Annotated in this window: 24 protein-coding genes; 14 read left to right on the forward strand and 10 right to left on the reverse strand. The window is 73.5% G+C overall.

The features are described 5' to 3' along the window. The first annotated feature begins 27 nt into the window (after positions 1–27). Entirely contained in the window at positions 28–888 is an 861-nt protein-coding gene (locus Vse01_RS13380) for a mechanosensitive ion channel family protein (RefSeq protein WP_093404629.1), read from the forward strand. A 69-nt stretch (positions 889–957) separates the two neighbouring features. On the opposite strand, the gene Vse01_RS13385 is transcribed toward Vse01_RS13380, so the two are convergent. Further along, entirely contained in the window at positions 958–1,332 is a 375-nt protein-coding gene (locus Vse01_RS13385) for a DUF6401 family natural product biosynthesis protein (RefSeq protein WP_093404627.1), read from the reverse strand. 159 nt (positions 1,333–1,491) lie between these two features. Between Vse01_RS13385 and Vse01_RS13390 the strand changes: the two genes are divergently transcribed. Continuing rightward, positions 1,492–1,938 carry a hypothetical protein gene (locus Vse01_RS13390; RefSeq protein ID WP_093404852.1) on the forward strand — a complete coding sequence of 149 codons (447 nt, stop codon included), beginning with the start codon at positions 1,492–1,494 and terminating at the stop codon, positions 1,936–1,938. Between the two features lie 50 nt (positions 1,939–1,988). Here the strand turns inward: Vse01_RS13390 and Vse01_RS13395 are convergent, their stop codons facing one another. From Vse01_RS13395 to Vse01_RS13415, 5 genes are all read right to left on the reverse strand, one after another. Then, the gene (locus Vse01_RS13395) at positions 1,989–2,201 is read right to left on the reverse strand and encodes a hypothetical protein (RefSeq protein WP_093404625.1); all 213 of its coding nucleotides are present in this window, start codon (positions 2,199–2,201) and stop codon (positions 1,989–1,991) included. Between the two features lie 170 nt (positions 2,202–2,371). Next, positions 2,372–2,629: a hypothetical protein gene (locus tag Vse01_RS13400; RefSeq protein WP_093404850.1), complete on the reverse strand. Its 258-nt coding sequence runs from the start codon at positions 2,627–2,629 to the stop codon at positions 2,372–2,374. A gap of 140 nt (positions 2,630–2,769) precedes the next feature. Then, a complete protein-coding gene (locus Vse01_RS13405; protein ID WP_093404847.1) occupies positions 2,770–3,231 on the reverse strand; it encodes an SRPBCC family protein in 462 nt (153 codons plus the stop codon). Positions 3,232–3,279: 48 nt separating this feature from the next. Beyond that, positions 3,280–3,696, reverse strand: a complete 417-nt coding sequence (locus Vse01_RS13410; protein ID WP_093404622.1) for a DUF2795 domain-containing protein — start codon at positions 3,694–3,696, stop codon at positions 3,280–3,282. Between the two features lie 45 nt (positions 3,697–3,741). After that, positions 3,742–4,719, reverse strand: a complete 978-nt coding sequence (locus Vse01_RS13415) for a YihY/virulence factor BrkB family protein (protein ID WP_093404620.1) — start codon at positions 4,717–4,719, stop codon at positions 3,742–3,744. A 140-nt stretch (positions 4,720–4,859) separates the two neighbouring features. On the opposite strand from Vse01_RS13415, the gene Vse01_RS13420 reads away from it, so the two are divergent. Beyond that, positions 4,860–5,261, forward strand: coding sequence for a ChaB family protein (locus Vse01_RS13420; protein ID WP_093404617.1), 402 nt, complete (start codon positions 4,860–4,862; stop codon positions 5,259–5,261). A 117-nt stretch (positions 5,262–5,378) separates the two neighbouring features. Here the strand turns inward: Vse01_RS13420 and Vse01_RS13425 are convergent, their stop codons facing one another. Further along, entirely contained in the window at positions 5,379–6,812 is a 1,434-nt protein-coding gene (locus Vse01_RS13425) for an aldehyde dehydrogenase family protein (protein ID WP_093404845.1), read from the reverse strand. 69 nt (positions 6,813–6,881) lie between these two features. Between Vse01_RS13425 and Vse01_RS13430 the strand changes: the two genes are divergently transcribed. Further along, complete coding sequence (locus Vse01_RS13430) at positions 6,882–8,495, forward strand: phytoene desaturase family protein (RefSeq protein ID WP_093404614.1); 1,614 nt, start codon at positions 6,882–6,884, stop codon at positions 8,493–8,495. A 16-nt stretch (positions 8,496–8,511) separates the two neighbouring features. Here the strand turns inward: Vse01_RS13430 and Vse01_RS13435 are convergent, their stop codons facing one another. Then, complete coding sequence (locus Vse01_RS13435; RefSeq protein ID WP_093404612.1) at positions 8,512–9,279, reverse strand: polyprenol monophosphomannose synthase; 768 nt, start codon at positions 9,277–9,279, stop codon at positions 8,512–8,514. 402 nt (positions 9,280–9,681) lie between these two features. Between Vse01_RS13435 and Vse01_RS13440 the strand changes: the two genes are divergently transcribed. The 8 genes from Vse01_RS13440 to Vse01_RS13475 are packed head-to-tail and all read left to right on the forward strand — an operon-like array spanning position 9,682 to position 18,320. Next, positions 9,682–11,382 (forward strand): HAD-IIIA family hydrolase, encoded by a 1,701-nt coding sequence (locus tag Vse01_RS13440; protein WP_239104276.1) that lies wholly within the window; start codon positions 9,682–9,684, stop codon positions 11,380–11,382. Continuing rightward, complete coding sequence (locus tag Vse01_RS13445) at positions 11,379–12,350, forward strand: glycosyltransferase (RefSeq protein WP_093404607.1); 972 nt, start codon at positions 11,379–11,381, stop codon at positions 12,348–12,350. Before Vse01_RS13440 ends, Vse01_RS13445 begins: the two co-directional genes overlap by 4 nt. Then, complete coding sequence (locus tag Vse01_RS13450; RefSeq protein ID WP_093404604.1) at positions 12,341–13,558, forward strand: glycosyltransferase; 1,218 nt, start codon at positions 12,341–12,343, stop codon at positions 13,556–13,558. Before Vse01_RS13445 ends, Vse01_RS13450 begins: the two co-directional genes overlap by 10 nt. Continuing rightward, positions 13,558–14,211, forward strand: a complete 654-nt coding sequence (locus Vse01_RS13455) for a D-sedoheptulose-7-phosphate isomerase (RefSeq protein ID WP_093404602.1) — start codon at positions 13,558–13,560, stop codon at positions 14,209–14,211. Before Vse01_RS13450 ends, Vse01_RS13455 begins: the two co-directional genes overlap by 1 nt. Positions 14,212–14,221: 10 nt before the next feature. Beyond that, positions 14,222–15,652, forward strand: a complete 1,431-nt coding sequence (locus Vse01_RS13460; protein ID WP_093404599.1) for a PfkB family carbohydrate kinase — start codon at positions 14,222–14,224, stop codon at positions 15,650–15,652. A 55-nt stretch (positions 15,653–15,707) separates the two neighbouring features. Beyond that, positions 15,708–16,403, forward strand: a complete 696-nt coding sequence (locus Vse01_RS13465; protein ID WP_093404596.1) for an SDR family oxidoreductase — start codon at positions 15,708–15,710, stop codon at positions 16,401–16,403. Then, positions 16,400–17,353: a glycosyltransferase family 9 protein gene (locus Vse01_RS13470; RefSeq protein WP_093404594.1), complete on the forward strand. Its 954-nt coding sequence runs from the start codon at positions 16,400–16,402 to the stop codon at positions 17,351–17,353. Before Vse01_RS13465 ends, Vse01_RS13470 begins: the two co-directional genes overlap by 4 nt. Next, on the forward strand, positions 17,337–18,320 hold the full coding sequence (locus Vse01_RS13475) for a DNA topoisomerase IB (RefSeq protein ID WP_093404591.1): 984 nt from the start codon (positions 17,337–17,339) through the stop codon (positions 18,318–18,320). Before Vse01_RS13470 ends, Vse01_RS13475 begins: the two co-directional genes overlap by 17 nt. Before the next feature lie 6 nt (positions 18,321–18,326). Here Vse01_RS13475 and Vse01_RS13480 read toward each other — a convergent pair whose 3' ends face one another. Further along, positions 18,327–19,082, reverse strand: a complete 756-nt coding sequence (locus tag Vse01_RS13480; RefSeq protein ID WP_093404588.1) for a TetR/AcrR family transcriptional regulator — start codon at positions 19,080–19,082, stop codon at positions 18,327–18,329. Between the two features lie 93 nt (positions 19,083–19,175). Here Vse01_RS13480 and Vse01_RS13485 point away from each other — a divergent pair, with 93 nt between their 5' ends. Together Vse01_RS13485 and Vse01_RS13490 are read left to right on the forward strand one after the other, a co-directional pair. Continuing rightward, positions 19,176–20,141, forward strand: a complete 966-nt coding sequence (locus tag Vse01_RS13485) for an ATP-binding cassette domain-containing protein (protein WP_093404842.1) — start codon at positions 19,176–19,178, stop codon at positions 20,139–20,141. Beyond that, positions 20,134–20,898 (forward strand): ABC transporter permease, encoded by a 765-nt coding sequence (locus tag Vse01_RS13490; RefSeq protein ID WP_232511244.1) that lies wholly within the window; start codon positions 20,134–20,136, stop codon positions 20,896–20,898. The genes Vse01_RS13485 and Vse01_RS13490 overlap by 8 nt, the downstream gene beginning before the upstream one ends. A gap of 93 nt (positions 20,899–20,991) precedes the next feature. On the opposite strand, the gene Vse01_RS13495 is transcribed toward Vse01_RS13490, so the two are convergent. Then, positions 20,992–21,495 (reverse strand): hypothetical protein, encoded by a 504-nt coding sequence (locus Vse01_RS13495; protein WP_093404837.1) that lies wholly within the window; start codon positions 21,493–21,495, stop codon positions 20,992–20,994. Positions 21,496–21,540 lie beyond the last annotated feature (45 nt).

A 21,540-nucleotide genomic window follows, 5' to 3' on the forward strand; every position in this document is an offset into this window, starting at 1 on the left:
GGCAATCCATGCGACAGGAGGGACATCATGCCGGAAACCCTCGCGGCCAGGCAGGTCGACATCGGTGACGCCGTGGCCGACATGTGGAGGTCGGTGCTGCTGTTCGTGCCCCGGGCCATCGCGTTCATCGCGATTCTCGTGGTCGGATGGCTCATCGCCAGAGCCGTGCTCAAGATCGTGGACGCGGCCCTGGAACGGGTGGGGTTCGACCGGGCGGTCGAACGGGGCGGTATCAAGCGTGCGCTGGAGCGGACGCGGTACGACGCCAGTGACATCCTGGCGAGGCTCGCGTACTACGCGGTGCTGCTGTTCACCCTTCAGTTCGCCTTCGGCGTCTGGGGGCCGAACGCGATCAGCGACCTGATCGCGGGCGTGGTGGCGTGGCTGCCCCGGGCGTTCGTCGCGATCGTCATCGTGGTGGTGGCCGCCGCGATCGCCAACGCGGTCCGGGACATCGTCACCGGGGCGCTCGGCGGGCTGTCGTACGGCCGCTTCCTGGCGGACGTGACGGCGATCTTCATCATCGCCCTGGGTGTCATCGCGGCGCTCAACCAGGTGGGCATCGCCACCACCGTCACCCAGCCCGTGCTGATCGCGGTGCTCGCCACGGTGGCCGGCATCCTGATCATCGGCGTCGGTGGTGGTCTGGTGCGACCGATGCAGAACCGCTGGGAAGGCTGGCTCACCCGAGCGGCCGAGGAGTCACGGGCGATCCGGGAGCAGCGGCAGGGTGCCGAGGCCGGTCGTGGTGACATGCAGCGGCAGATGGCCGACCGGACTGGCGCCGGCCAGCCGGCGGCCCGGGGATCGGAGTCCTCGATGGCCGGGGGACGGGGTACCTACCAGTCCGGCAACGCCGGCGACGAGACCCAGCAGTTCCGTCCGTGACGGTGGCTCGGTCGCACTGCCGGTCGCGCTGAGCCGGGTGTCCGCCGCACGGCGGGCGCCCGGCTCACCTCACAGCGGTGGCGGCTGCGGGGCCGGCGTGTCCAGCGCGGCCGTCAGCGCACAGACCGCGAGCAGGCGCAGCATCACCCAGTCCGCCTCCGCCCAGTCGACCGGGGCATCGGCCGGATGCCAGCCGTACTCCTCGGCGGCGACCCGCACACCGTCGGCGTAACCGGCGAGGGCCGCTGCGGTCAACGGTCGTCGGTCCCCGCGCAGGCTGTCACGCACCGCGGCGGCGTGCTGGTCGACGGCGGCGAGCAGCCCGGGCAGGGCTGAGGCGGCGGCGAGCCCGTCCAGCCCCACGGCGTTGGCGAGCGTGACCAGGCTGGACCGGGCCCAGTCGACGGCGGTGGGGGAGACGACCCGGTTCGACGGCACGCGCATGGGGAACGAATGTAGCCAACCCGCAGCGCCGCGACCTCGGCCGCTCGGACGGTCCCGGTGTCCACGGCGGTGGCCGGCAGGTGCCCGAGGGGATCGAGTCGGGCGCGGCGGACGGTGGGGAAGCGGACCCCGCGGCACGACCGGCACCAGGAGGTACGGATGGACACCACCGACGGTCCCGACGAGCAACACCGGCGTCCGGCCGGAGTGAGCGACGACACGGTGGCTGCCCTCGGCAAGCTCAGCGAGGCGCTGGAGTGCGTGGAACGCGCCCGGGGGCATCTCTACTCGCTGCACCAGCTCGTCGGGCACGCCGATCTGATGCTCGACGACGCGGTACGGATGTTCCGCGATGCCGGGCACCCCGGCATCGCCGACCGGATCGCCGACGAACTGGTGGGCCGCAACGTCATCGCCGGTAGGTGGACGTTCCAGATCGTCGAGGACTTCGACGACGGCTACCACGCGGTGTTCCGCGACCTGGACCGGTCGGCCCGCGACCAACTGGTCGGTGGCCGACGGCACCTCTACGAGGCGGAGATGAAGGAGCGCCGCCGCACGCCCGGGCGTCCGGGCCACGAGGCGCGCCCGGCCGGCGAACCATGAACCTCGGCCCGGCCGAGGCGCCCCCGCCCGGCCGGTGACGTCGGGGAGCCCTACTCGGAGGAAGGCGCGTCCGCCGGACGGCGCCGCGCGGCATCGTCGGCGATGATCACGGTCGCCACCATCAGCGCGACGCAGAGGCTGAACAGCCACGAGCTGTCGTCGACCAGCCTGGCGGAGACGGGTGCCTGCACTGCGGCGAGGAGAAAGCCGAGCCATGCCAGGCGGCGCTGACGCGTGGAGAGGAAGCCGGAGCCCTGATGCATTCCGAAAGTCTTGCGCGCGACGCGGCCATTGCCGTCAGCCGAACGGCCGATTCTGCCTGAGCTGTCCGAATTCTCCGGCCGTTCGGCCGAGGCGTCTCCGCTGCCGGTCGCGACGCTCCGGGTACGTCGCGGATCGTCGCCGCGGATCCGGAACGTACCCGGATTCGGTGTCAGAGGGTGTCCGGGCCGGTACGCCCGGTGGTGGAGGGGCGGTAGGCGCGGTCCGGGTCGGTGGGCTCACGGCCCGTGCCGGGCGCCTCGCCGCCCCGGTCGGCCGCCTCGGGGCCGTGCCCGAAGGCGGCTTCCTCCCCGGCGTCGTTGCCGGTCACGTCGTCGGCCTGCCCGTCGAGCGTGGACCGGGCGACGGCCCGGTCCAGTTCCTCCAGCGGCAGTCGTTCCTCGTCGCGCCATGCCCTGTCGTCGGTCATGCCATCGCGGTACCCCCGCCCCGTCGTCGCAAACGGCGCGTCCGACGCGGCGTGGTCGTCCGGCAGCCAGGGAAGCATCCGGTGCACACGTCGACGGCCGCCGGAGGTACCCGGCGGCCGTCGAAGGTCTAATGGCGGAATCAGGGCTGCGGACGTTCGACCTGCCCACGCCACGCACCGGTCTCCTGACCGCGCCGCTCGATGAACGTCTTGAACCGTTGCAGGTCACCCTTTGCCCGGCGGTCGACCACGCCGAGCTTGTCGCCGGCCTGTTCGATGACACCGTGCGGATCGAACTCCAACTGGAGGCTGACCCGGCTGCTGTTCTCGTCCAGCCGGTGGAAGGTGACCACCCCGGCATGCTGGGTGCCGCCGGTCGACCGCCACGCCACCCGCTCGTCGGGCAGCTGCTCGGTGATTTCAGCGTCGAACTCCCGCTTCACTCCGGCGATCTCGACGGTCCAGTGGGTCATCGTGTCGGAGAGCTGGCGGATCTCCTGCACGCCCTCCATGAACTGCGGAAACTCCTCGAACTGGGTCCACTGGTCGTACGCCGTCCGAACCGGGACGGCCACATCGACATGCTCCGTTACGCCACTCATCAGCATCCTTCCCTGCACTTGGTGAGGCTTGCGGACCGGTCGGTCCACCTACCAGCGCGTCGTCTCGTTGGTGTGGCCGAGCGCCGCCCACACCTCGGACACCGTCTGGTACCGGGTGCTCTCGGGCAGGCGCTCCAACGCGGCCAGTACGTCGTCGGGGGCCTCGTTCGCCCGTGCGTTGGCGAGCAGTGCGGCCCGGTCCCCGGGCAGCGCGGTCATCGTGATGAACCGCCCCAACCGGCTGCGGGCCTCGACGTCCTCGGAGGTCATGCCCTGGGGAGCGCCGCTGCGCAGGTCGCCGGCCGGTGCCGTGGTCGGCTCCGGCTGGTCCTCTCCCGCGGGCTCCGGGACGCGGAACTCGTCGACCCGCGAGCCGCCGGTCCCCGGCCCCTGCACGAGGCCGCTGACCTCCTGGCTCATCTGCTCGTCGACCCTCGGTGAGTGCTTGCTGCTGCCGCGATCCATGTCTTCTGCGCTACCCGAGGGGACGGGTGGTAAACCGGTAAGCGGTCACGCACCGGCCGGCGACCGTGGTGGCAACGCCGACTCCTCCGCGTCCTCCCGGCCCGACTGGAGCCGCCGTCCCCGCTGGAGTTCGGCGTTGATCTGTACGCCGAGCATCAGCGCGGAATTGGACAGGTAGAGCCAGACCAGGAACGCGATCACCGCCCCGAGGCTGCCGTACGTCGTGTCGTACGAGTTGAAGTTCGCCACGTACAACCCGAAGCCGAAGGAGCCGAGCGCCCAGGTGCTCAGGGCCACCGTTCCGCCCAGGGTGAGCCAGCGGAAACGTGGCTGACGCACGTTCGGCGCGACCCAGAACAGCAGGGACATCAACAGCATCGCGATCAACGCGAGCGCCGGCCACTTGGCCACCGCCCACGCGGTGCGGGCCGCGCCGCCGGCCCCCACCAGGTCACCGATCGCGTCGGCGACCGGGCCGCTGACGATCAGACCGGCGGCCACGATGGCGAGCAGCACCAGCGACAGGGCAGCCAGTCCGATCTGCAACGGGCGCAACTTCCACACCGGCCGCCCCTCGACGACGCCGTAGATGGCGTTCGAGGCCCGGGTGAACGAGGCGATGAAGTTCGAGGCCGACCAGAGCGCACCGAGCAGACCGAAGCTGAGCAACACCCCGGCGGAGCTGTTCTGGTCCACCACCTCGCGGACCACGCCGACGAAGCTCTCGTTCGCCACCACCGAGCCGGCGCCCACGTCGCGGGCCAGGTCGAGCACGGTGTCGACGGTGCGCTCCCCGTCGGAGACCAGACCGACCAGGGCCACCACCACGACGGTGGAGGGGAACAGCGCCAGCACCCCGTAGTAGGTGAGCGCGGCGGCCCAGTCCGTGCAGTTGTCCCGTAGGTAGTTGCGTCCGGCCCGGACCAGCACGCCACGCCAGGTCTGCCAGCGGAGCTGGCGGATCCCCGGTAGCCGTGGCACCGGCGGATCGGTCGACGGGGCGTCGGGGTTCGTCGTCGTCATGACCGCTCCCTGGGCACTGTGGGCACCGTGGCTGGTCCGGCCGGTACCCGGCCCGCTCCGGCGGCAAACGCCGCCGACGTTTGCCGCGACGTCGCCGGGGTACGCCAATCCGAATCGCTCGCACACGGAGGAGGTTCGAGATGCCCGGGCGCGAGGTACTGCCCAGCACGCTGCGGCGCTCCCCGGAGAAGGCCCAGCGTACCTGGGAGAAGACACACGATTCCGCGGTCGAGACCTACGGCGAGGGCGAGCGGGCGCACCGCACCGCGTTCGCCGCCGTCAAGCACGAGTTCGAGAAGGTCGGCGACCACTGGGAGCCGAAGGGCCGCAAGGGCCCCAGCGACCAGCAGGCCGCCGGCGGTGGCCCGACCCGGCGGGCGCCGACCGCCGGTGGGGTGGACGCGAACGCCTCCAAGGAACACCTCATGGGGGTGGCTCGCGAACTGGACGTGCCGGGACGGTCGAGCATGACCAAGCCGGAACTGGTCAAGGCCATTCAGAAGGCCAACGATCGCCAGACCCGCAAGGCCCGCGGCGGCTGAACCGACGTTCGCCGACCCGCGACGGCCGCGGCGGGCTGAGCCCGCCGTTCGTCGGCAGGGCCCGGCCGGCGTACGCGTCGGACCGGGCCCTGCGGCACGCCCGTCCGGTGCGCCGGTTCACCAGTGGCCGCCGCCGGGGGCCTGGATGTGTACCGCCTTGGTGGCGGTGAACTCGTCGAGCAGTTCCGGCCCGTAGCCGAAGCCCTGACCGCTGCCCCGGCGCGGGTGCGCGGCACCGGCCGGCGCGCCGCCGAAGACCGCGTTCACCTTCACGGTGCCCACCGGAAGCTCCCGCCAGGCCCGCTGGGCGTGGCTCATCGACCCGGTCAGCACGGTCGCCGCCAGCCCGTACGGTGAGTCGGCCGCGCACCGCAGCGCCTCGGAGAACGAGTCGACCACCACCACGGCGGCGACCGGGCCGAACGTCTCCTCCCGGATCAACGCCAGGTCGTGCCGGCAGCGGTCGACCACGGTGGCCGGATAGAAGGCGCCCGGCCCCTCCGGCAGGGTGCCGCCGATACGCAGCCGGGCGCCGTCGGCCACCGCCGCGATCACCTGCCCGTGGACCTGATCGCGATGGCGGCGGTCGACCAGTGGACCGAGCTGGGTGTCCGGATCCCGCCCCGGTCCGACGCGCAGTGCGGCGGCCCGCTCGACCAGCGCGGCCACGAAGTCCTCGGCCACGTCGCGGTGGGCGTAGATCCGTTCCACCGCGACGCAGATCTGGCCCGCGTTGGCGAAGGCGCCCAGGGCGGCCTCCCCGGCGGCCCAGTTCGGGTCGACGTCGGCGTCGACGATCAGTGGGTCGCTGCCCCCGTTCTCCAGCAGCACCTTGGCACCGGTGCTGGCCGCGGCTTCGGCGATCGCCCGGCCGGTGGCGCTGGACCCCACGTGGGCCACCATGTCCACCTCGGCGGCGGCCAACGCCGCGCCGGTCGTCGGACCCCCGCTGAGCAGCGACAGCACCCCCGCCGGCAGGGCGGTGTCGAAGGCGCGGGCCAGCAGCCACCCGGTCGCCGGGGTGCGCTCGCTGGGCTTGTGCAGCACCACGTTTCCGGTGACCAGAGCCGCGCCGAGCAGCCCGCACGACACGGCGACCGGGTCGTTCCACGGCGTGATGGCAGCCACCACGCCACGCGGCTGCGGCGTCATGAAATCGATCGCGGCGGGATCGCCGTGCAGGGTACGGCCGCCCCGGGCGGGCGCGAGTTCCGCGTACTGCCGCAGGGTGGCGATGCCCGCGTCGACGCCGCCCCGGGCGTCGGCGAGCGGCTTGCCCATCTCCGCGGTGGTCGCCTGCGCCAGCTCGTCGGCGACGTCGGCGACCGCGTCGGCGATCCGGTGCAGTGCCGCGGCCCGCTCCGACGGGGCCGTCGCCGCCCACTCGGACGCCACTCCGCGCGCCGCCGCCACCGCTTTGTCGACCTCGTCGGTCGTGGCGACCGGGGCGCTGGTCACCGGCCGGCCGTCGGCCGGATCGTGCACCGTCAACTCGCCGGCCTCCCCGCCGGCACCCCAGACCCCACCGATGAGCTGCGTGACCGTGTACATGGCGCGCTGCATGCCCGGGCCCGGCCCCGGCAAACGTTTCGCCGCAACGACTCGGGGTAGCGTCCTCGGATGATGTCGTCGGGTTCCCTCGGTGCCGAGCGGGCCGACGCTGTCGTCGTCGGTGCCGGACACAACGGCCTGGTCGCCGCCAACCTGTTGGCTGACGCGGGTTGGGACGTGCTGGTGCTGGAGGCCACCGGGGTGCCCGGTGGAGCGGTCCGCTCCGCCGAGGTGACCGCGCCCGGCTACCTGAGCGACCTGTTCAGCTCTTTCTACCCGCTCGGTTACGCCTCGCCGGTGCTGCGCGGGCTCGACCTGACCCGGTACGGGCTCGCCTGGCGGCACGCCCCCGACGTGCTGGCCCACCTGTTTCCCGACGACCGGGCCGCCGTGCTCAACCGCGACCCCGGCGTCACGGCGGCGTCACTGGAGACCTTCGCTCCCGGTGACGGCGAGCGTTGGCTGAGCGCGTACGAGCAGTGGCAGCAGGTCGCCGACCCGATGATCGAGCTGATCACCACTCCGTTCCCGCCGGTACGCGGCGGCCTCGACCTGCTGCGCCGGCTGCGGATCAGCGGCTCGCTGCGGCTGGCCCGGCGCCTGGTGCTGCCGGCGAGCCGGCTCGGTGCGGAACTCTTCAGCGGTGCCGGCGGGCCGGCATTGCTGGCCGGTTGCGCCCTGCACACCGACCTGTCCACCGAGGAGGCCGGCTCCGGCGTCTACGGCTGGCTGCTCGCCATGCTCGGCCAGCAGGTCGGCTGGCCGGTCCCGGAAGGCGGCGCGCAGAAGATCACCGACGCGCTTGTGGCCCGGTTGACCGAGCGAGGTGGCCGGATTCTCTACGGTGCCCGGGTGGACCGGATCCTGGTCGCCCGGGGTCGGGCGATGGGCGTACGCACCGTCGGCGGCACCAACTGGCGGGCCCGTCGAGCGGTGCTCGCCGACGTGCCCGCGCCCGCGCTGTACCTGGATCTGGTCGGCCCCGCCGTGCTGCCCCCGCGGCTGGTGGCCGACCTGGAACACTTCCGCTGGGACGGGTCCACGCTGAAGGTGGACTGGGCGCTGTCCGCCTCGATGCCCTGGACGAACCGCCGCCTGTCCACCGTCGGCACCGTGCACCTGGGTGCGGATCTCAACGGGCTGACCGGCTATGCCGCGACGCTGGCCCGGGGCGAGCTGCCACCGGATCCGTTCCTGCTGGTGGGGCAGATGTCGGTGGCGGATCCGAGTCACTCGCCGCCGGGCACCGAGTCGCTCTGGTCGTACACCCACCTGCCGTTCCGTCGGCACTGGCGGGCCGACGACATCGTCGCGCACGTCGAGCGGATGGAGACGGTGCTGGAAGCCGCCGCCCCCGGCTTCCGCAGCCTGGTGGTGGGCCGGCACGTGGCCGGCCCGGCCAAGCTGGAGGAGGCCAACCCGAGCATGGTCGGCGGCGCGCTGGGCGGCGGCACCGCCGCCCCGTACCAGCAACTGTTCCTGCGGCCGGTACCCGGACTCGGCCGCGCCGACACTCCGGTGGACCGGCTATTCCTGGCCAGTTCGTCGGCACACCCCGGCGGCGGGGTGCACGGCGCGCCCGGCGCGAACGCCGCCCGGGCCGCCCTGGCTCGCGACCGGGCGCTCACCGGTGGGTGGTACCAACGGGCGATCGCCACCGCGCACCGGGCCGTCTACGCGTGACCGCCGAACCGACAGGTCAGGGCTCGATGTTGCGGTGCCGGGTACGGAGCTTGAACGGCATCAGCGCGCTTTCGATCTTGGTGGCGGTGGTCATCTTCGAGGCGCCGTCGCGTCGCTCCTCGAACCGGATCGGCACCTCCAGGATGGTGTGCCCCAGCTTGGTGGCCAGGTAGTGCATCTCGACCTGGAAGCTGTAGCCGTTGGACTGCACCCGCTCCAGCCCGATGTCGCGCAGCGCGTCGGCCCGCCAGATCTTGAAACCGGCGGTGAGGTCGCGGATCCGCACCCGCAGCAGCGTGTGCACGTACAGGTTCGCCCAGCCACTGAGTGCCCGCCGGTACAGCGGCCAGTTCTCGTCCAGCTCGCCGCCGGGCACGTAACGTGACCCGATGACCACACCGGCCTGAGTGGACAGCAGTGCGCCGAGCATCCCCGGCAACGCCTCCGGCGGGTGGGACAGGTCGGCGTCCATCTGGGCCACGTACTCGGCGCCGCCGTCGAGGGCCCGGCCGATCCCGTCCACGTACGCCCGGCCCAGACCCTCCTTGCCCGGCCGGTGCACGACCTGCACGCGTTCCGGATGCTCTATGGCGAGCTTGTCCGCGACCTCACCGGTGCCGTCGGGGGAGTTGTCGTCGGCGACCAGCACCTTCAGGCCGGGCAGTGGCAGCGTGAGGAGACGCTCGACCAGCACCGGCAGGTTGCCGGCCTCGTTGTAGGTCGGGACCACGACGGTCAGGCGCACGTCCCGCCACGGCGAGGGCAACTGGACGGGTTCGATCATGGGGGACATCCTCGGTCTGCGGACAGGGTCACCCGTGAGCGTAGCCACTTGTCCCTTCCGGGGTGAAATGGCTCCCCGACGCCGTGCCCCGCGATCAGTCCGGTTCCTTCTGCCGGCGGGCGATGTCGGAGAGCCGGTCCAGGGCTCTCCACCACCGCCACCGCCCCCCGGTATCCCGCCCGTGGCCTCGGCTAACGAGGCGGCCGGGTTAGCTTCTCGGGGACCGCGGGTAAGGCCAACCGCGGGCGGCCGTGCGGGTGCCGCCGGTGCGCGGTGTCCTCGGCCGCGTCGCGGGTGACGTTTACTCATCGGGGCGCAGGGAACCCGCCGCCCGTGCGAAAGGACCATGGGGAGCCGGATCAGCGCAGGTCAGCAGGGTTGCTGGCCGAAACCGGCCGGACCGTGTCCCGCCCGGTCCTGTTCGACGCGGTCCTGCTGGACCGCGACGGCACCCTGGTCGAGGACGTGCCGTACAACTCGGATCCGGACAAGGTGCGCCCGATGCCGGGCGCCCGCGCGGCGTTGGACCGGCTGCGGGCGGCCGGACTGAAGCTCGCCGTGGTGACGAACCAGTCCGGGTTGGCTCGGGGGCTGTTCACCGAGGGCGAGTTGCACCGGGTGCACCGCCGGATCGAGGCCCTGCTCGGCCCGTTCGACTCCTGGCACGTGTGTCCCCATGACGACGGGGACGGCTGCGCGTGTCGCAAGCCGAGACCGGGCCTGGTGCACGCCGCGGCCCGAGCGTTGGGCACCGTACCTGCCCGCTGCGCCCTGATCGGTGACATCGGCCGCGACGTGACGGCGGCCCTGGCCGCCGGTGCGGCCGGCATCCTGGTCCCGACGCCGGTGACCCGCACCGAGGAAGTGGCGGCGGCCCCGTGGGTGGCCGCCGACCTGGCCACGGCCGTTACCGAGATCCTTCGACGCCAGGCGGCACTGAGCCCGGCGGAGCCGACGTCGGGCCCGCAGCACCGGTCCGGTGCCACAGGTGTCCGGCGAGCCGGCGCGGGACGCCCCGGTGGCGGTCGCACCGTGCTGGTGGTGCGGTCGGACTCGGCGGGGGACGTGCTGGTGACCGGACCGGGCATCCGGGCGGTCGCCGCCGGAGCCGAGCGGGTGGTGCTGCTCTGCGGGCCCCGGGGGCGGGCCGCCGCCGACCTGCTGCCCGGCGTCGACGAGGTGATCGAGCACCGGTTGCCCTGGATCGACCCGGCTCCCGCGCCGGTGGATCCGCAGGAGATGGCCACCCTGGTCAGCCGGATGGCGGCGGTCGCCGCCGACGAGGCGGTCATCTTCACCTCGTTCCATCAGTCGCCGTTGCCCTTGGCGCTGCTGTTGCGGATGGCCGGGGTCGCCCGGATCGCGGCGATCAGCGACGACTACCCGGGCAGCCTGCTGGACGTGCGGCATCGGGTGCCGGTCGGCGTGCCGGAGGCCGAGCGGGCCCTCTCCCTGGCCGCCGCCGCCGGTTACCTGCTCGGCGAGGGCGACGAACCGCACCTGCGACTGCGACCGGTCCCACCGCGACCAGAGGCCGGCGAACCGGGTTACGTGGTGCTGCATCCCGGGTCGGCGGCGCCGGCCCGGGGCTGCCCGCCCGAGTTGGCCGAACGGATCGCCGACGCGCTGAGCGCCGCCGGGTACCGGGTGGTGGTCACCGGCGGTCCACCCGAGCGGGACCTCACCGCGCGGGTTGCCGGACGGCACGGTCGGGACCTCGGTGGCCGCACCGGCCTGGCCGAGTTGGCCGGGATCGTGGCCGGGGCCGGCGCGGTGGTGGTCGGCAACACCGGACCGGCGCACCTGGCGGCCGCGTACGGCGTGCCGGTGGTCAGCCTCTTCGCCCCCACCGTCCCCTTCGGACAGTGGGGGCCGTGGCGGGTGCCGACGGTACGCCTCGGTGACGCCACCGCCGCCTGCCGCGACACCCGGGCCGCACGGTGTCCGGTACCCGGGCATCCCTGCCTCAGCGACATCGAACCGGGTGCCGTGCTCGACGCGCTGCGCCTGCTCGGTGTGGCGCCGGACCGGGTGTCCGCCGGACCGGCCGGGCCCCGGGCGGCGCCCGAGGTAGCCACCGTCGGCGGTGGGGGCGGCCGATGAACATCCTGCTCTGGCACGTGCACGGTTCCTGGACCACCTCGTTCGTGCACGGCAAGCACCGCTACCTGATCCCGGCCACCCCGGACCGGGGACCGTACGGGCTGGGCCGCGCCCGGACGTACACCTGGCCGGAGAGCGCCGCCGAGGTGAGCCCGGAGCAACTGCGCACCGCGGACGTCGACGTGGTGATCCTGCAACGCCCCGAGGAGATCGACCTGGCCGAGCAGTGGCTCGGTCGCCGGCCCGGCCGGGACCTGCCGGCCGTCTACGTGGAGCACAACACTCCGAAGGACGGCCAGGTCCCCAACAGCCGCCACCCGATGGCCGACCGGGACGACCTGCTCGTCGCCCACGTGACCGCGTTCAACGAGCTGTTCTGGGACACCGGCACCACCCGCACCACGGTCGTCGACCACGGCATCGTGGCGCCGACGGCGGCCTGGACCGGCGAACTGGACCGGCTGGCCGTCGTGATCAATGAGCCGGTACGCCGCTGGCGGGTGACCGGCACCGACCTGCTGCCCCGGTTCGCCGAGATCGCCCCGCTGGACGTCTTCGGCATGAAGGTCGCCGGGCTGGCCGAGCACCTCGGTCTGCCGGCCGACCGGTTGACCAGCCACGACGACGTGCCGCAGCACCGGATGCACGCCGAGTTGGCGCGCCGCCGGGCGTACCTGCACCTGTGCCGGTGGACGTCGCTGGGGCTGAGCCTGATCGAGGCGATGACGATGGGCATGCCGGTGGTGGCGCTGGCCACCACCGAGGCGGCGATGGCGGTGCCAACGGGTGCCAACGCCCTCTCCACCCGGGTCGACACCCTGCTGTCGGCCGCCGGCCGCTTCGTCGCCGAACCACAGCGGGCGCGCGAGGCCGGCGCCGAGGCCCGTGCCGCCGCTCGTGAACGTTACGGCCTCGACCGTTTCCTCACCGACTGGGACCGGCTGCTGGAGGAGGAAGTATGCGGATAGCGATGATCTCGGAGCACGCCAGCCCGCTCGCCATCCTGGGCGGCGAGGACGCCGGTGGCCAGAACACGCACGTCGCGGAACTCTCCGCCGCGCTCGCCGCCGCCGGGCACGACGTGCGGGTCTACACCCGCCGCGACGCGGTGGACCTACCGGTGACCGTACGCAGTCCGGACGGCTACGACGTGGTGCACGTGCCGGCCGGACCGGCCGAGCCGGTGGCGAAGGACGCCCTGCTGCCGCACATGCGCCCGTTCGGCGCCTGGCTGATCGACAGGTGGCGGGGCGGGGACTGGGCCCCCGAGGTGATCCACGCGCACTTCTGGATGAGTGGGCTCGCCGCGCTGGAGGCCGGCCGGCAGACCGGGGTGCCGGTGGTGCAGACGTACCACGCGCTCGGCACGGTGAAGCGTCGCTACCAGGGGGTGCAGGACACCAGCCCGGCCCGGCGGATCGGCTACGAGCGCCAACTGGGCCGTTCGGTCGACCGGGTGATCGCGCAGTGCCGCGACGAGGTCGGTGAGCTGGTCCGGATGGGGGTGCCCCGGTCGGCGATGACCGTCGTCCCGTCCGGTGTCAACCTCGCCACCTTCGCCCCGCTGGGGCCGGCCGCCGAGCGAGAGCCCGGGCGGGCCCGGATCCTCACCGTGGGTCGGTTGGTGGAACGCAAGGGCTTCCAGACGGTGGTACGGGCGATGGCGCACGTGCCCGAGGCCGAGTGCGTGGTGGTTGGTGGGCCACCCGCCGGCCTGCTGGAGACCGACCCGTACGCCCGGCGGCTGCGGGCCCTCGCCGGCAGTTGCGGCGTCGCCGACCGGGTCCGGCTGGTGGGTGCGGTGCCCCGGGAGGAGATGGGCCGCTGGTACCGATCGGCGGACATCCTGGTCGCCGCGCCCTGGTACGAGCCGTTCGGGCTGACCCCGCTGGAGGCGATGGCGTGCGGCGTGCCGGTGGTGGCCACCGCCGTCGGCGGCCTGCGGGACACGGTGGTCGACGGCGTCACCGGCGATCTGGTGCCGGCGCGGGATCCGCGGGCGCTGGGAGAGACGCTGCGGGCGCTGCTCGACGACCGGATCCGCCGGTTCGCGTACGCGGGCGCGGCCCGGGCCCGAGCCCGCCGGCACTACTCGTGGGCGGTCACCGCACAGCGCCTCGCCGAGGTCTACGACGAGGTGGCAGCGGTGCATCGACCGACCCGGGTGGTGGCCTGATGAGTCTGCTCGACGCGCACCTGGCCCACCTGACCGCGGCGCTGCCGCCGTTCCGGCGCTGCGAGCCGCTGCTCGACAGGTGGGGCGCGACGCTGGCCCGGCGGCTCACCGACGGCGGTCGGCTGCTCGTCGCCGGCAACGGTGGCAGCGCCGCCGAGGCGCAACACCTGACCGCCGAGCTGGTCGGCAAGCTCCGCGACGACCGTCAGCCGCTGTCCGCCATCGCGCTGCACGCCGAGACGTCGGCGTTGACCGCGATCGGCAACGACTACGGCTACGAGGAGGTGTTCGCCCGTCAGGTCCGCGCACACGGCCGACCTGACGACGTGCTGCTGTTGCTGTCCACCAGCGGCGGCAGCGGCAACCTGCTCGCCGCTGCCCGGGCCGGTCGGGAGGCGGGGCTGCGCTGCTGGGCGTTCACCGGGCCGGCGCCGAACCCGCTCGCCGAGGCGTGTCACGAGGTGCTCGCCGTGGACTCGCCGGACACCCAGGTGGTCCAGGAACTGCATCTGGTCTCCAGCCACCTGCTCTGCGAGTACGTCGAGCAGGCGATGGCGGATCAGCTGGCACCGACGGCGCCAGCGGCCGGCGCGGTGCGGGCCGGTGTCGAGGTGGTGCTGGACGGCGGCGCCGTCCGGCCGGTGCAGGCGTGAGGAGGCAAGCGTGACGGGACCCGTGGTGGTGGTCGGCGACACCCTGCTCGACCGGGACGTCGAGGGTGTGGTCAACCGGCTCTGTCCGGACTCGCCGGTGCCCGTGCTCGACGAGATCGCGCACGTGGACCGGCCCGGCGGCGCCGGGCTCTCCGCCGTCTTCGCCGCCGCACAGGGTGCCGAGGTCGTGCTGGTGACCGCGTTGGCCGACGACGCCGGTGGGGCCCGGCTGAGCGTGCTGCTCGCCGCCGCCGGGGTGCAGGTGTATCCGCTGCGACTGGCCGGCGCGACCCCGGAGAAGATCCGGTTGCGGTCCGGGGGCCGGGTGCTGCTGCGCCATGACCGGGGCGGCGGGGTGGGGGAGCTGGGCGAGCCGGGCGAGGCGGTGCTGCGCATTCTGGACCGGGCATCGGTGGTGCTGGTCAGCGACTACGGCCGCGCAGTGGCACGGCAGCCGGCGCTGCGCGCGGCCCTGGCCTCGATCCGCGCCCCGCTGGTGTGGGATCCGCACCCCCGCGGGCCCGCCGCGGTACCCGGGGCGAACCTGGTCACCCCGAACGAGGCGGAGGTGCGGGAGCTGATGGAGGCGCCGGTCGGCGCCACCCGGCTGGCCACCGCCGCCGAGGGTGCGCAGCGGCTGCGGCAGCGGTGGCGGGCGGGGGCGGTCGCGGTGACCCTCGGTGCCGACGGCGCGCTGCTCAGCCACGCCGGGTCGACCCCGCTGATGGTGCCCGCCCCGGTCGCCGCCGAGGGGGACACCTGCGGCGCGGGCGACCGGTTCGCCGTCGCCGCCTGTCTCGCCCTGGCCCGTGGCGCGCTGGTCTCCGAGGCGGTGCAGGAGGCGGTGGCGGAGGCATCGGCGTACGTGGCGGACGGTGGGGTGGCCACGGCGTTGCCGGCGCCGGTGCGGCGCGCCCCGCAGGCGGTGCACGCCGCGGTGGCCGGCGACCGGGTCGGGGTGGCCGCCTCCGCCGCCGCGGTCGCCCGGGTCCGCGCCGCCGGAGGCACGGTCGTCGCCACCGGTGGCTGTTTCGACCTGCTGCACGCCGGCCACGTGGCGACGTTGCAGGCCGCCCGGCAGCTCGGCGACTGCCTGATCGTGTGCCTCAACTCCGATGCCAGCGTCGCCGGGCTCAAGGGGCCGGACCGGCCGGTGATGCGCCAGGACGACCGAAGTCGCCTGCTGGCCGCGCTGAGCTGCGTCGACGCGGTAATGATCTTCGACGAGCCGACACCGGAAGCGGCGCTGTCCTGGCTGCGCCCGGACATCTGGGTCAAGGGCGGGGACTACGCCACCGGCGGCGGAGACGGCGACGGCCTGCCGGAGGCGGAGATCCTGCGCCGGTGGGGCGGTCACACGGTGGTGGTGCCCTACCTGGACGGGCGCTCCACCACCGAGATGATCGCCGCGACGGTCACCCGGACGGAGGTCGTCCGGTGAGCGTGAGGAGTGAGCCGGTGTTGCGAGCCCCGCAGTCGCGAACGAGGTTTGTCCGGTGAGCGCGCCGGCCACCGGGCGGACGGTGCTGGTCACCGGCGGCTCCAGCGGACTGGGCGCGGCCGTGGTGGCGGCGGTGGCTGCCTCCGGTGGTCGGCCGCTGGTGCTGGACCGGCAGGCGCCGGCCGACGGGGTGCCCTGGGCGGAGTGCGACCTGGCCGACACCCGCCGCGCCGAGGCGGCCACCCGCGAGTTGGCCGAACGCGTGGGCGGGCTGGACGCGGTGGTCACCGCCGCCGGCATCGACGTACCCGGTCGGCTCGCCGACGTGCCCGGCGAGACCTGGGACCGGATCGTCGCCGTCGACCTGCTGGCGACCGCCGCGGTGATCCGGGCCGCGCTGCCGTTCCTTACCGAGTCCCGGGGCACCGTCGTGACGGTGGCCTCCACCCTCGGCATCAAGGCGGTAAGCGACGCGACGGCGTACTGCGCGGCGAAGTTCGGGGTGGTCGGCTTCACCCGGGCGCTCGCCGCCGAACTGGCCGGCACGGTCGGTGTCACGCTGCTCATCCCGGGTGGGATGCGGACGGCCTTCTTCGACGAGCGCGACCCGCAGTACCGGCCGGGAGTGGACGCGATCCTCAACGATCCGGCCGACACCGCCGCCGCGATCATGTTCGCCCTGTCCCAGCCGGCCGGCTGCGCGATCCGCGAGATGGTGGTCTGCGCCGACCAGGAGACGTCGTACCCGTGATCCTGGCGCTGCGCGCACTCGGCGTCGGTGATCTCGCCACGGCGGTCCCGGCGTTGCGGGCGTTGCGGGCGGCCTACCCGGACCAGCAGTTGGTGCTCGCCGCGCCGGCCTGGCTGGGGCCGCTTGTCGAGCTGGTCGGCGGGGTGGACCGGCTGCTGCCCACCGACGGCCTGGACCGGCTGGACCAGCCCGCCGGGCGGGTGGAGGTGGCGGTCAACCTGCACGGCCGGGGCCCACGGTCGCACCGGCTGCTGGCCGCCGTCCGACCTGACCGGATGTTCGCCTTCGCCAACGCCGAGGCGTCGCACGCCGACGGGCCGGAGTGGGACGACGACGAGCACGAGGTGTCGCGCTGGTGCCGGCTGCTGTGGGGGTACGGGATTCCGGCCGACCCGGCCGACCTGGACCTGCGCCGCCCGCCGTCGAGCGGAGCGACCGGCGGGGTCACGGTGCTGCACCCCGGTTCGAAGGAGCCGGCCAAGCGTTGGCCGGCCGGCCGGTACGCGACCCTGGCCCGGGAGCTGACCGGACGGGGGCACCGGGTGGTGTTGACCGGCAGCGCCGCGGAGCGGGCCGTGGTGGCTGACATCGCGTACCGGGCCGGGTTGCCTGCCGCTGCGGTGCTGGCCGGCCGCACGGACCTGGCCCAACTCGCCGCTCTGGTCGCCGGGGCGCGCCTGGTGGTCAGCGGGGACACCGGGGTGGCGCACCTGGCCACCGGCTACCGCACCCCGTCGGTGGTGCTGTTCGGCCCGGTTTCGCCGACCCGTTGGGGGCCACCGCCGGAGCGCCGACGGCACCTGGCGCTCTGGGCCGGCGCGCGGGCATGGCCGGCGTGGGACGGGGTAGGTGACCATCCCACGATGGTCGCCCTCGGTGTGGACGAGGTGCTGGCCGCCGTCGACGAGGTGGAGCGGGCGGTGCGGGTGGACCGTGCGGTTGCGGCGTAGCGATCCGGGTCGGCCGGGGTACCGGCGACGCCGACGGGGCAGCGGCTGGTCGTTCCTGGACCCGCGCGGCGAGCCGGTACGCGATCCCGACGAGTTGACCCGGCTGCGTGCCCTGGTCATTCCACCGGCCTGGCGGGACGTGTGGATCTCGCCGTACCCGAACGGGCACATCCAGGCCATCGGTATCGACGCGGCCGGACGTAGGCAGTACCTCTACCACCCGCTGTGGCGACAGCGGCAGGACGAGGCGAAGTTCGACCACGTGTTGGAGGTGGCCGGCCGGCTGCCGCTGCTGCGCGAGCGGGTCGGCCACGATCTGGCGGTACGGGGGCTGCGCCGCGAGCGGGTGCTGGCGACGGTGACCCGGCTGCTCGACATGGGCACTTTCCGGGTCGGCAGCGACCAGTACGCGGCGGGCGAAGATCCGACGTTCGGGGTGGCGACCCTGCGCCCCGAACACGCCCGGCTGCGCCGGGGTTGTGTGCTGTTCGAGTTCCCGGCCAAGGGGGGCATCGAGCAGGTACGGCTGATCTCCGACCCGCAGTTGTGCCGGGTGCTCACCGATCTGCGCCGGCGCAGACGGGCGGCCGACCGGCTGTTCGGTTACTGGGACGGCCGGCAGTGGCGGGACGTACGGGCCGACGAGGTCAACGACTACCTCCGCGAGGCCAGCGGCGGCGAGATGACCGCGAAGGATTTCCGCACCTGGCACGCGACGGTACGGGCGGCGACGGAGCTGGCCGCGGTGACCTCCGCCCGGTCGGTCACCGCTCGACGTCGGGCGGTGGCGGCGGTGATGCGACAGGTGGCGGAGCTGCTCGGCAACACTCCGACGGTGGCCCGCGCCTCGTACGTGGACCCGAGGGTGGTGGATCTGTTCCACGACGGTGTGGTCGCTCCGGTGACCGAGGGGACCTCGCCGGAGCAGGCCGAGCGGGCGGTGCTGACCCTGCTGGCGCGGTGCTGACCGCCGTCATTGCGACGAGGCGGCAGCGCGGGCATCGATCATCGCCGCCACCCCGTCGAGGATCCGGTCCAGTCCGAACCGCCATTCGAGGTCGACGTCGTCGTCGTACTCTTCGCCCTCGCCCAGCAGCTCGTGGATCGCCGGGTACGGGCCGGGCGCGGTGAGCACGGCGAGGTGCTGCCAGTAGCGCAGGCCCACCTGCTCCGGCGTCTGCCCGGTCCGGGCGGCGGCCTCGACGATGTCGGCGGTGAGCGTGGCCCAGCTGCGGGCGTACCCGCTGACCAGCATGATCGTGGAGATCCGCTCACTGGCGCGTAGCCCGGTGCCGCGCAGTGCGACGAGCCCGTACTCCAACCAGCGCACCTGGTTGGGGTTGATCGGTGGACCGCTGATCGGCACGTGCCGCATCCAGGGCTGGCGGCGCAGTGCGGCGACGTTGCCCTCACCCCATCGGGCCAGGGCCGGCCGCCAGCCTTCATCAGCGCCACGGGGGTGCGGCGGCGGGCCGAACGCGGTGTCCACCATGAGGTCGAGCAGATCGTGTTTGGTCGGCACGTACCGGTACAGCGACATCGTCGCCACGCCGAGTTCGCTTGCCACCCGGCTCATCGACACCGCCGTCAGCCCTTCGGCCTGGGCGATCTGGATCCCGGCGGCAACCACCTGGTCGAGGCTGAGGCTGCGTTTCGGACCACGGCTCGGGCGGTCGCGCAGCCCCCAGGCGAGCGCGACGTTCTCGGGCAGCTCAACGTCTCCGTTCACTCCACCTCCAGGCCGGCGTTGACCGCCAGCATATCTTTTGCGTATGGTCCACGCAGATAAGCGTATGCCATACGCAGATTAGGGAGGGTGATCATGGCGAATGGACCGCCGGCGGTCGAGCTGGTCGATCTGCGCAAGTCCTTCGGGGACCACGTCGTGCTCGACGGGCTGACCCTGCGGGTGCCCACCGGCGGAGTGCACGCCCTGCTGGGGCAGAACGGGGCCGGCAAGACCACCACGGTGCGGATCCTGGCGACGCTGACCCGGCCGGATTCGGGTACCGCCCGGGTGGCCGGCCACGACGTGGTGCGTCAGCGGCGCCGGGTGCGCCGGGCGATCAGCCTCGCCGGCCAGCACGCGGCACTCGACGACGGGCAGACCGGCGTGGAGAACCTGACCATGCTGGCCCGGCTCGCCGGGCTGCGGGCACCGGCGGCCCGCGCCCGCGCCGCGGCGCTGCTGGACCGCTTCGACCTGGCCGACGCCGCCGGGCGGCGGGTGGTGACCTACTCCGGCGGGATGCGGCGCCGCCTCGACCTGGCGGCCAGTCTGGTCGGCGCCCCGTCGGTGATCTTCCTGGACGAGCCCACCACCGGCCTCGACCCGCGTAGCCGGCAGGGGCTGTGGGAGGTGATCGGCGAGCTGGCCGGTGCCGGGGTGACGGTGTTGCTCACCACGCAGTACCTGGAGGAGGCCGACCGGCTCGCTGACCGGATCATGGTGCTGCACGACGGTGGGCTCGTCGCCGAGGGGACGGCGCTCGACCTCAAACGCCGGTTCGGTGCCCAACGCTTGGAGCTGACCTGGCGTGACGCCGCCGGCCTTGCCGCCGCGGCGCGGCGGTTGGGTGACCGGGTGACCCACCGCGATCCGGCCCGGCTGGCGTTGTCCGTGGCCACCGACGGCACCGCACCCCAGGTACGTGGCCTGCTCGACGAGGTCGATCCGGACCGGCACGGGGTGGTCCGGTTCACCGTCCGGGAGGCGACCCTCGATGACGTCTTCTTCACGCTCACCGGCCGTCCGGCGAGCCCCGAGCGGGAGGTGGCCCGTGTCTGAGCTGACCGTCCGGCCGATGCACGCCGCCGTGATGATCGGCCGCTGCGTCCGGCTGTCCCGGCGCAACATCGACGCGCTGCTCACCTCGCTGCTGCTGCCGGTGATCCTGATGCTGCTCTTCGTCTACCTCTTCGGCGGGGCGATCGAGACCGGTTCGGCGTACGTGACCTATGTGGTGCCCGGGGTGCTGCTGCTCTGTGCCGGCTTCGGGGCGGCCGGCACGGCGGTCAGTGTCACCACCGACCTGACCAACGGCATGATCGAGCGGCTCCGCACGATGGACGTGGGCGCCACCTCCATCCTCGCCGGGCACGTGGTGGCGAGCGTGGCCCGCAACGCGGTCTCCACGGTGCTGGTGCTGGGGGTGGCTGTGGCCATCGGGTTCCGGCCGGCCGTCGCGCCGCTGCGCTGGCTGGCCGCCGCCGGGGTGCTGCTGCTGTTCCTGCTGGCGGTGTCGTGGCTCTCGGCGGCGTTCGGCCTGTTGGCCCGGACCCCGGAGGCGGCCAACGGCTACACCTTCCTGGTGATGTTCCTGCCCTATCCGAGCAGCGCCTTCGTACCGGTCGAGACCATGCCCAGTTGGCTGCGTGGCTTCGCCGAGCACCAACCGGTCACCCCGGTCATCGAGTCGCTGCGCGGCCTCCTGCTGGACACCCCGGTCGGTACGGCACCGACCCAGGCGGCGGCCTGGTGCCTCGGCCTGCTAGCCCTCGCCATGCTCCTCTCCGCCCTACTGTTCCCCCGCCGGGTGGCCTGACCCGCACTGCCGGCGGTCGCGGGATGCGGCATCTCGGGGTTACCCGAACCGGGGAAGGCCCGAGATGCCGCATCCCGTTGAGCTGCCCCGGGTTCAGTCGTTGAGGACCTGGGCCAGGCGGTCGCGGAAGCGGCGCTCGGAGGGGCTGACCTCGGTGCCGCCGAGGCCGAGCACGCCGCCGGTGCTGGCCGCGCCGACGACCTGCTCGGCGATCTCCACCAGCCAGTGCCGGTACGCGCCCGCCTCGCCCTCGTCCACCTTGGCCGCCAGCAGCGCCGACGCCTCCTTGGCCCGGCCCAGCACGTCCTCGGCGTAGCCGCGCGGGTCCGGTGGCTCGATGACCGGCAGTTCCTCGCCGGCCTCCGGGTCGCCGACCCGGGTGACGATCTCGCCGGCCACGGCGGCCACCAGCGGACTGGCCGACTCCCGCCCGCCGGAGATGGTCTCCAGACCGGCGGCCCCCTCGGCCATCGTCGCCTTGGTGCCGTCGGACTCGGCGGCGCTCGCCGCGGTGAGCACCGACTGTGGCAGGCCGACCAGCAGCCCCCACTCCTCGTCGGAGAAACCGAAACCGGTGTACGCCGGCTCTTCGATCACGACCCGCCCCTCCCGCTCGTCGTTCACGTCTCGTCAGCCGTACCG

The organism is Micromonospora sediminimaris, assembly GCF_016863575.1.
Taxonomy (GTDB): domain Bacteria; phylum Actinomycetota; class Actinomycetes; order Mycobacteriales; family Micromonosporaceae; genus Micromonospora; species Micromonospora sediminimaris.